The 10,263-nt window shown below is 42.3% G+C and carries 6 protein-coding genes and 3 pseudogenes; 1 reads left to right on the top strand and 8 read right to left on the bottom strand.

Annotated elements, in window-relative coordinates; translation table 11 throughout:
- Positions 1-138: 138 nt before the first annotated feature.
- The 4 genes and pseudogenes from ASV53_RS20040 to ASV53_RS20020 all read right to left on the bottom strand — a co-directional run bounded on the left by ASV53_RS20040 (position 139) and on the right by ASV53_RS20020 (position 5,038).
- Positions 139-1,475, bottom strand: a pseudogene (locus tag ASV53_RS20040) (integrase core domain-containing protein).
- A 441-nt stretch (positions 1,476-1,916) separates the two neighbouring features.
- Positions 1,917-1,979, bottom strand: a pseudogene (locus ASV53_RS26250) (hypothetical protein); the annotation flags it as partial.
- 669 nt (positions 1,980-2,648) lie between these two features.
- Positions 2,649-3,740: a UDP-N-acetylglucosamine--undecaprenyl-phosphate N-acetylglucosaminephosphotransferase gene (wecA, locus tag ASV53_RS20025; protein ID WP_094958402.1), complete on the bottom strand. Its 1,092-nt coding sequence runs from the start codon at positions 3,738-3,740 to the stop codon at positions 2,649-2,651.
- Positions 3,741-3,871: 131 nt separating this feature from the next.
- Complete coding sequence (locus tag ASV53_RS20020; RefSeq protein ID WP_094958401.1) at positions 3,872-5,038, bottom strand: nucleotide sugar dehydrogenase; 1,167 nt, start codon at positions 5,036-5,038, stop codon at positions 3,872-3,874.
- A gap of 135 nt (positions 5,039-5,173) precedes the next feature.
- Here ASV53_RS20020 and ASV53_RS26040 point away from each other — a divergent pair.
- Positions 5,174-5,436, top strand: a pseudogene (locus tag ASV53_RS26040) (integrase); the annotation flags it as partial.
- 213 nt (positions 5,437-5,649) lie between these two features.
- Here the strand turns inward: ASV53_RS26040 and wecA (ASV53_RS20010) are convergent.
- From wecA (ASV53_RS20010) to ASV53_RS19995, 4 genes are all read right to left on the bottom strand, one after another.
- Positions 5,650-6,759, bottom strand: coding sequence for a UDP-N-acetylglucosamine--undecaprenyl-phosphate N-acetylglucosaminephosphotransferase (wecA, locus tag ASV53_RS20010; protein WP_094958400.1), 1,110 nt, complete (start codon positions 6,757-6,759; stop codon positions 5,650-5,652).
- Positions 6,760-6,843: 84 nt separating this feature from the next.
- Positions 6,844-7,767: a UTP--glucose-1-phosphate uridylyltransferase GalU gene (galU, locus tag ASV53_RS20005; RefSeq protein ID WP_094958399.1), complete on the bottom strand. Its 924-nt coding sequence runs from the start codon at positions 7,765-7,767 to the stop codon at positions 6,844-6,846.
- Between the two features lie 256 nt (positions 7,768-8,023).
- Complete coding sequence (locus ASV53_RS20000; RefSeq protein ID WP_094958398.1) at positions 8,024-9,190, bottom strand: nucleotide sugar dehydrogenase; 1,167 nt, start codon at positions 9,188-9,190, stop codon at positions 8,024-8,026.
- 44 nt (positions 9,191-9,234) lie between these two features.
- Positions 9,235-10,239: an NAD-dependent epimerase gene (locus ASV53_RS19995; RefSeq protein ID WP_094958397.1), complete on the bottom strand. Its 1,005-nt coding sequence runs from the start codon at positions 10,237-10,239 to the stop codon at positions 9,235-9,237.
- Positions 10,240-10,263 lie beyond the last annotated feature (24 nt).

The following is a 10,263-nucleotide window of genomic DNA, read 5'->3' as shown; positions in this document are numbered from 1 at the left end:
ATCCAATTTCACTCACCTAACAGTAAAAAATTTCAGATATTAACTAAAAGTAAGTAGAACCACTTCAATATCTATCATGCATAGCAATAACCGAATGGTAAGCGTCTTTCAAGCTAGTTGTCACTACTTGACTAATTATCAAGCAACTTCTTTCTCTGGGTTTAGGTGACCCCCTCCGATTGGTTCGCAGTTACGTATTTTCCCTGACCAACGCTCTGGCTTGACGATGTGCCATCAACACCTTCGCTCTTTTCTTTAAGATCTCTGTATCTTGTCCACTATGTCGCTCAGAAGGTGTTACATAATTCAGGCGACTATGTTTATGCTCGGTGTTGTACCAGACAACAAAGCTTTCTACCCAAGAACGACTCCCCTCTATACTTTCGAAGCCCTTTGATGGCCAACTCGGTACATATTTAAGCGTACGGAACAGCGATTCGACATACGGATATCATCGCTTACACGAGAACGACTGTAAGAAGACGTAATCCCCAACTCTTCCATTTTAGCTTTGAACGTTAACGACTTGATTGGCGCACCATTATCTGAGTGCAGCACCAACGCTTGATTAAAGCATTGCTCCCGCATATGCCATCTCTCCACATTCTCGGTCATAGACATCATAACCGACGATTTTTCGACTGTAGATATCTGACCTCTTCGAGTAAGTTGTCCTACCGCTTTCAACACACGGTAGAAGCTGGATTCAGAAGCAATATACTTACCTTTATCCAATAGCGTTGGCACTATTTGGCTTGGTGGTAGGCTGGCATACTCAGGCACATTGCTTATATCAATGATAGCCTGTTGCTCTTGCTCCGAGAGCTTGTTAACAGACGCTGGTCTTAACGATATTGGTCGTTTATCAGCATGTACTTTACCGTGTTGATACTAGTGTTGGTAAGTTCGCAAATCTATCTCAGATTCATTACAAGCGCTCTCTAATCGACTACCACATTGACGCGCTTAATGAATAAGCTCAACTAGAGTGTGCCTTTCATCAGTTGAGGTGAGTCGCCCTCTAGCTCTTCCCCGTAAAAGGCTCTCAGCTTTTTTCTTAACACCAACAAGGCCGCCGTTTCCGCTAACGCTTTTTCTTTAAAACGAAGCTCTTTCTTCAATTCTTTAATTTCATTCTTATCGGCTTTGGCTTGTCTCTTTGCCTCGGCTTCACGCTCTTTTGAAGACATAAAGCCCTGCATACACTCGCTGCGCCATTGCTGAACTTCTTCTGGGTACAATCCTTTTTCACGGCAATACTGGCTTAACTCGTTTTCAGTCATAGAAAACGTTTCCGCGACAATGGCTAACTTAGCTTACGCTGGCCAATGCTCTGAAGGGGTATGACTGTTTGGCACAACGGCTCCTGATTCACGAAGTTGTTTTCGCCAATAATACAGTGTCGCACCACTGATACCTTTCTCTTTTGCTACTTCTGCTATAGAGCGAGAATGCGGGGGTAACAACTTTTTCAATACTGCTTATTTTCTTTCTTGCGAGTAACGGGACATATTTCCTCTGTTACCGCCCTCTAATTGGTTGATATTTAACAGTGACAACTAGCCTGACACAGGGGGGGGAAGGAGCATTGAGTGTGTGCTATGTACTACACGATCCTGCTCTTCTGGTAGTTTTTTAGTTCACAGTTATCTTCCTGAAGCTTAAGCAGCATCGCTTTAAGTTGTTCTACATCATCAGGAAGTTCGGTCATAGTTAGGGCTCGTCATCTATCATTCCCACTTAGTCTGACAGCGAAAAGAATCATGCCCCCCCAATAGGATGAGCAGTATTCTAGCTCACACTTCTCGCCCATAAAGTGGCTGATGAGCCTTAGGTTTTTCAAGATTTAGCCACGATAATAGCCAGTTAGGTTGTTGAGTAGAGATATACATATGACCCATTGCTGTGGGCTTTGGTCACTTAAAGCAGCCTTTTTCGAGTCGACGACAATAGAGCCAAAATCCGTTGGTATCCCAGAGAAGGGTTTGATTTTATCTCGGCCACGATTGCAAAATATGAACATGCACTGCTCAGTGGATCCATTTCTAGTACATCCGCTACAATGAGAGACTGGCCGTCAATCGACTTTCTCATATTGGTAATACCAGAGACAATATAGACAGCGCCACTTGGGATCATTGTAGCGCCTTAAGCCAAGTTTGAATTTGAGAAAATGATGTCGGCAACTCAGCGCGCACACCATTCACGAAATGTACGATGATCATTTCGCCACAAAAAGACGGCTGACTATTAATGATATTTGGTGCGCGACTTGTTTTTCGTCAGTTTACTTGAGCTTTTTAGCCAATAGTGAAGGATGGCGAAATTAATGTCGTATTCTTTGAATGGAAAGGCCGCATTCTTGTTGCTTGGAGACGATAGCCGTCCAATGTTGGTGCTTTTCTGATTGAGTCATAGTTTCTCCGTTTGTTAGAGAAACTATGATAAAAGATTGCTGGTATTAAAATGTGGGGTTAATTGCGCGCTTACATTTATAAATAACCAACGATTACTCTTATCCCTAAGTGCTAATTTTCATTGAAACTTTCGAACAGATTTAAACTAAGCGAGCAAAAAAAAGCGACAACCCTCTTAGGTTATCGCTTCATATTCCCCATCACTCTAATTCTATAGCATCACTTTGTAATCTACTGCTGTGATTCCGCCTCCATTTGCAGTGGGCCTGTTCGACCGAACAATTTGTGCACCCAGGTGGTGATTTTCCAAATGTAACTAATCACCATGAAGTACATAGCAAATACAACAAGAAAGCTAGTAAACATGATGCTCTCATCAACACGCATCACATCAGACCAAATACCAATACCCGCCATAATGGAGGCACCTAAGCAAATGACAAATAAAGACATATTGGAGGTCATGCCAATACGCTGGCAGATATGGTGAAGATGCTCGCGATCAGGTTTAAACGGGGACTGTCCTTTTCGCATGCGGCGCACCATGATTGTTGCCATATCCATGAGCGGTAAAGCAATTAGCCACAATGCTGTCACAGGGCGAATAGGTGTCGACTGTTCAACTTGGGTTGCTTCAATTAATAACCAAATAACCGTAAAACCAATAAAGATACTGCCAGCATCGCCCATAAAGACTTTAAAACGTCGACCCAGTGGGAAGCCTAAGTTAAGCAAGATGTAAGGCAACATAGCGGTGACAAGTAAAGCACACACCATGGCTAAGTCTGCATTACCATCTAGGAAGAATAAATAGCCTAGAGCACTAAAGGTCACCGATGCTAAACCGCCCAATAAGCCATCGATACCATCAACCATGTTAAACGCATTAATTGCACCTATAACAGCAAATATGGTTATAAAGCCACTGGCAATAGGGGAGAGTTGAATGGCTTCACTGCCCATTAAGTACCCTAAACTGTGTAGGCTCTTATCACCGATTAGCATCATGGCTAACGAGACACCAGCTTGGATAACTAATCGTAACTTGAAGCTTATATCGTAGCGATCGTCCACCACGCCAGTGATCACTAGAATGGTCGCACAGCCTAAAAACAATACAACATCACGTTCAAAACTGGAAAAAAGTATGAGCGAGATAAAGAGGGTGATAAAAATAGAAACACCACCGATTAAAGGAATAACCCCTTGGTGGTGCTTACGAGCATTGGGCTTATCAACCAGACCAATACGTTTTGCAACTTTACGTAAAATAAATAAACAACAAAAGGATAACGTAAAGACAAATAAAAATGCATGTGTCATAAAGGATATCTATAAGTAAAGGGTATAAATAGGGTATAACGCTATAACGATTATATTAACATATGATGACAAGACTTTAGAGCAATACCACAATAAAGTCTTGAACCGTTTTACAAAAAATTCAATTGTAATTAATCACTGCCAAATAAATCTCGGGTGTAAACTTTGTCTGCCACATCTTCTAATTCTGCCACCATACGGTTAGACACAATAACATCAGACATGTCTTTAAACGCCGTAAAATCGGTGATCACTTTCGAGTTAAAGAACTCATCCTCTTTCAGTACTGGCTCGTAAACCACCACCTCAATCCCTTTGGCTTTGATGCGCTTCATGATCCCTTGAATGCTAGATGCACGGAAGTTATCTGAGCCCGCTTTCATGATCAAACGATATACACCAACCACTGTCGGTTTTTTAGCAATGATTTGGTCGGCAACAAAATCCTTACGCGTATGGTTAGCATCCACAATGGCGCCAATAATACTGTTAGGGACACTCGCGTAGTTAGCACGCAGTTGCTTGGTATCTTTAGGAAGGCAGTAACCACCGTAACCAAACGACGGGTTGTTGTAATGGTTACCAATGCGAGGATCTAACCCCACACCTTGAATAATTTGGCGGGCATCTAAACCGTGCGCTTCGGCATAAGAATCGAGTTCATTAAAGTACGCCACCCGCATCGCTAAATAGGTATTCGAGAAGAGTTTAACCGCTTCGGCTTCCGTCGAGTCGGTAAACAAGACTTCAATATTTTCTTTGATCGCCCCTTCCACTAACAAGTTGGCGAACACCTCGGCACGCTCACTGCGCTCACCCACGATAATACGTGATGGGTGCAAGTTATCGTACAGCGCGCGGCCTTCACGCAAGAACTCTGGCGAGAACAATAGATTTTCGCAGCCTAATTCATCTTTAATACGCGCAGTATAGCCAACCGGCACGGTAGATTTGATCACCATGACCGCCTTTGGGTTAATCGCCATCACCTCTTTAATAACCGCCTCAACAGAAGAGGTATTAAAGTAGTTAGTGCTAACGTCATAATCAGTTGGCGTGGCGATAATTACAAACTCGGCCTCTTTATAGGCTAATTCTTTATCTAACGTCGCGGTAAAATCAAGCGATTTATTCGCCAAGAAATCTTCAATTTCGGCATCAACAATCGGCGATTGTTTGTTATTAAGCAGATTGACTTTCTCTTCAATAATATCAACCGCAATAACCTGATGATGCTGGGCAAGCAGCATCGCGTTTGACAGACCGACATAGCCTGTACCTGCAATAGCAATTTTCATAAATAGTCCATCTCAATTGATGCGTTAGAATATTATATATACATGATAAATTAAATGACTCATGTCGTAACACCAACCGAATAATCCATCACGCCCTTAAAGTGGCATTCATTGCACTCCCATAAAAGGGTGCAGCCCATTGATACCCACTATGTCAGCCGAAAGTTGTGGTATCCGACATAAAAAAAGCAGGACGAAAACGACGTCGTCCTTGTGAGACCCGCCATACTGCAGCGGTATTGCATATCGCGGCCCATGAAAACCCGCTGTATATATCGCACATGCTCGGCCATAGCGATACACGGTTGCTGTTCGAGGTCTATGCACCGTATGTCGCCAATGCATCACGCAGTGACGGCAGCGCCTTTGATGCGCTCATGCAAAAGGGGATCTGTTAGCGGTGTCTATCTTATTTCATGCTATCTCATTGTATGTCATAGATGGATGGATTCATTCATGAATGCGTTCATGGCGAACATGGATAATTTAAGCTTAGAAACAAAAAGTGCCGTACCCGAAGGCACAGCACTTTGATTCAACAACCACCGCTAGATTTTTCACCTTTCAATAGCGTCAGTATCATTCTTTCGATATTGGCGCTATTGAGCATTCTATTTATCCGAGCCCGTATCGCTCGCTTCCATATCAAAGTTGATGGGCTTATTTTTCCCGAACAACTTGTGAATAAGCGTAGTGATACGCCAAATGTGGCTAATGGCAAAAAAGTAGACCGCAAACACGGCCAAGAAACTGATAAACATCACGGACTCACGGATATCGTTCATGTCAGCCCAAATACCAATCATCGCCATGAGTGATGCCATGGTACAAATAACCACCAATGACATACCGGAAGAAAGGCCAATGCGTTGGCAAATATGGTGAAGGTGCTCACGATCAGGCTTAAACGGTGACTGGCCTTTACGAACACGGCGGATCATAATGGTGGCCATATCCAGCAAGGGAATGGCGATTAACCATAATGCAGTGACAGGTTTAAACGCATAAACGCCTGGCTCTTGCGTGCCACGGATAAGCATCCACACGGCGGCAAAGCCAATAAACACACTACCCGCATCACCCATGAAGACTTTAAAGCGACGCCCAAGCGGTATACCTAAGTTCAGCATGATGTATGGCACCATCGCAGTCACTATCAGTAAGCACACTGCTGCTAGGTATTCATTGCCACTCGCGTAAAAGACCAAGCCCAGAGCACCAAAGGTGACAGAGGCCAAGCCACCGAGTAAACCGTCTATACCATCGACCATGTTAAAGGCATTGATCGCCCCTATCACACCCAGTACCGTGATGATGCCACTGGCCAAGGGCGACAAGGTGATGGTGTCACTGCCCATCAAGTAACCCAAGTTATGCAAACTGTGATCGCCCAAATGGATCATGGCAAGTGAAATAGCCGCTTGCACCAATAAGCGCAGTTTAAAGCTAATATCGTAATAGTCATCAATGGCGCCCACCACGACTAATACAAAGGCACAGCTTAAAAACAAGATCAGGCTTTGACTGATAGGCAGAAAAATAAGGAAGCCAATACACACTGTGGTGAAAATAGAAATCCCTCCCACTAATGGAATAACTCCTTGGTGAAGTTTTCGGGCATTAGGTTTGTCAACCAAGCCAATACGTTTTGCCACTTTGCGGAAAATAAATAAACTGCAAAACGATAAAACAAAAACAAATAGAAATGCGGTAGTTGTCATAATGTTTTTTACTAATAAATGGATTTATAGTGCAATATTCAAACGTAACAATATTCAAACGTAGCAATATTAGCTAAGCTGAACTCAAGCAATAAGGGATAATGGCTTGTCGCTTGTCGCCGCTACTGAATGAAGATAGCCTTCAAATTCTTTGCCTAATGTAGGGTGACGCAAGCCATACTCTACAAACGCTTTGAGGTAGCCTAACTTGTCACCACAATCATGGGATTTGCCCGTCATGTGGAAGGCTTCAACGGTTTCTTCTGCCATTAACATATCAATCGCATCGGTAAGCTGAATTTCATCGCCCGCACCAGGTAGGGTTATGGCTAATTTATCCCAAATATTCGCGGATAATACATAACGGCCCACTACGGCTAAGTTAGACGGTGCCTCTTCCATCGCAGGCTTTTCTACCATACGAGTCATAGAGCAAGATTCACCACCCGAGAGCTCAGCACCACCACAGTCTACTACCCCGTATTTCGATACATCGGCCATAGGCACTGGCTCAACCATAATCTGGCTGGCTTGCGCTACTTCAAAGCGTGACAGCATTGCTGCTAGGTTTTCGGTATGTTGATCGGCTGTGTATTCATCTAAAATGACATCTGGCAGCACAACAGCAAACGGCGCATCGCCAATAAGTGGCTTGGCACACAAGACCGCATGGCCTAAGCCTTTTGCATGGCCTTGGCGCACGTGCATAATGGTGACATCTGGCGGGCAGATAGACTGAACTTCCTCTAACAACTGGCGCTTAATACGCTTTTCAAGCGTTGCTTCTAGCTCGTAAGAGGTATCAAAGTGATTTTCGATGGCATTCTTTGAAGAGTGGGTTACCAACACAATTTCTTTAATACCTGCCGCCACACATTCATTAACGATATACTGAATTAGCGGCTTATCGACGATTGGTAGCATTTCTTTTGGGATCGCTTTGGTTGCTGGAAGCATCCGCGTACCTAGCCCTGCCACTGGAATGACAGCTTTTGTTATTTTTTTCATAATAAAGCCTTAATAAAAGTAACAACCGTGTCGCTCTTATTAGAGAGTCAACGTATCGCAGTAAACATGAGAGTTGTTCATGCAAATACCAGTAAGCACCACCTTACAGGTAAAAGATAGCAAGCGAAGTTAACAAGATAGAGACAACTAAATTTCCAATCTTAACAAGAGTGGAAATTTAGTTTCAGAAAAGATGTGTATCGTATTTTAAAGAATGGCCATGGAAAAAATCGACTGACCATTCTTTGATTTTAGCTTAGTCACTACCGAAAAGATCACGGGTGTAAACTTTGCTTGCGACGTCTTCAAGTTCAAGTGCCATACGGTTAGACACAATCACGTCAGACATGGCTTTGAACTCGGCAAAGTCTTCGATAACAGCTGAGTGGAAAAACTCTTTTTCTTTTAATACAGGCTCATAAATCACGACTTCAATGCCTTTGGCTTTCAAGCGCTTCATGATGCCTTGAATACTTGATGCGCGGAAATTATCCGAACCCGACTTCATGATTAAACGATAAATACCGACACGCTTGGGGTTACGTTTTAAAATAGAATCAGCAATGAAATCTTTACGTGTGGTATTAGCATCAACGATTGCACCAATAATGCTATTCGGTACATCAGCATAGTTAGCACGAAGTTGTTTAGTATCTTTCGGTAAGCAGTAGCCACCGTAACCAAATGAAGGGTTGTTGTAATGGTTACCAATACGCGGATCTAAGCCAACACCTTCAATAATTTGACGTGCATCTAAACCATGCGCCTCGGCGTAAGAATCCAACTCGTTAAAATAGGCAACACGCATCGCAAGGTAAGTGTTCGAGAACAGCTTCACCGCTTCCGCTTCTGTCGAATCAGTAAACAATACTTCAATGTCTTGTTTAACCGCGCCTTCAACCAATAAATTAGCAAATACTTCAGCACGTTCACTACGTTCACCAACGATAATACGCGATGGATGCAAATTATCGTATAACGCACGGCCTTCACGTAAAAACTCAGGTGAGAATAGTAGGTTTTCACAGCCTAATTCTTGTTTAATACGTGCTGTATAACCAACTGGCACGGTAGACTTAATCACCATCACCGCATTAGGGTTAATCGCCATGACATCTTTAATAACAGCTTCAACCGAAGAGGTGTTAAAGTAATTATTCTTGATGTCATAATCTGTTGGTGTGGCAATAATAATGAATTCAGCATCTTTATATGCCAATTCTTTATCTAGCGTTGCAGTGAAGTTCAATGGCTTATTAGCCAAAAAGTCTTCAATTTCAGCATCAACAATCGGTGATAGCTTGTCGTTTAAAAGCTTCACCTTCTCTTCGATAATATCAACCGCAATAACTTCATGATGCTGTGCCAAAAGCATCGAATTAGACAGGCCTACATAACCTGTACCAGCAATAGCAATTTTCATAATTAACCAATAATAGATGTATAAATAGATAAGGAGGTAATGGCTTACTTGTTATAAAACTCTTTGTACCACTCAACAAATTTCTGAACACCTTCTTTAATGCCAACTTGAGGCTTATAACCTGTAGCTTCAAATAAGTCTTGTGTATCCGCATACGTTTTATATACATCGCCAGGTTGCATTTCGCGAAAATGTTTCTTCGCTTCAATACCTAATGCATTTTCAATTTCTAAAATAAACTCCATTAGGTTAATTGGGCTACCATGGCCAATATTATAAACCGCGTATGGTGCAGAGCTAGTTGCAGGTGTGCCCGTTTCAACTTTCCAATCATCATTTCGGATTGGAATAACATCTGCGATACGGACTACACCTTCAACAATATCATCGATGTAGGTAAAGTCGCGCCACATATCACCATTATTGTTAATATCAATAGTTTCACCATCCAAAATCTTTTTAGTAAAGATAAATGGTGCCATATCAGGGCGTCCCCAAGGGCCGTATACGGTAAAGAAACGAAGACCCGTTGTTGGAATACCATAAAGGTGTGAATATGAGTGACTCATCAACTCGTTTGATTTCTTTGTCGCTGCATACAAAGATACAGGGTGGTCAACAGAGTCAGACGTTTCAAATGGTGTTTTTTCATTCAAACCGTATACAGAGCTCGAAGATGCGTATACGAGATGCTCTATCTTGTGGTTACGGCACGCTTCAAGAATATTGAGATGACCAATAAGATTTGAATCAGCGTAAGCCATTGGGTTTTCGATAGAGTAACGAACTCCTGCTTGAGCTCCAAGATGAATTACACGGTTAAAATTATGTTCTTTGAATAGTAATTCAACGGATTCTTCATTCGAAAAATCCATATTAACAAAACTGAACAACTCGTTGTTAATACGCTCTAAACGAGAGATTTTCAAATTAACATCATAGTAATCATTGTTATTATCTACGCCAATAACGATATGGCCTTGACCATTCAACATCTCAACAACACGACTACCAATAAAACCAGAGGCACCCGTTACTAAATATTTCATATTAAACCTTATATTTGATTATAT

It is taken from the genome of Photobacterium sanguinicancri, from assembly GCF_002265265.1.
Lineage (GTDB): Bacteria > Pseudomonadota > Gammaproteobacteria > Enterobacterales > Vibrionaceae > Photobacterium > Photobacterium sanguinicancri.
Note: the sequence above shows the minus strand (reverse complement) of the source record. Positions and strands in the feature narration are given on the sequence as shown.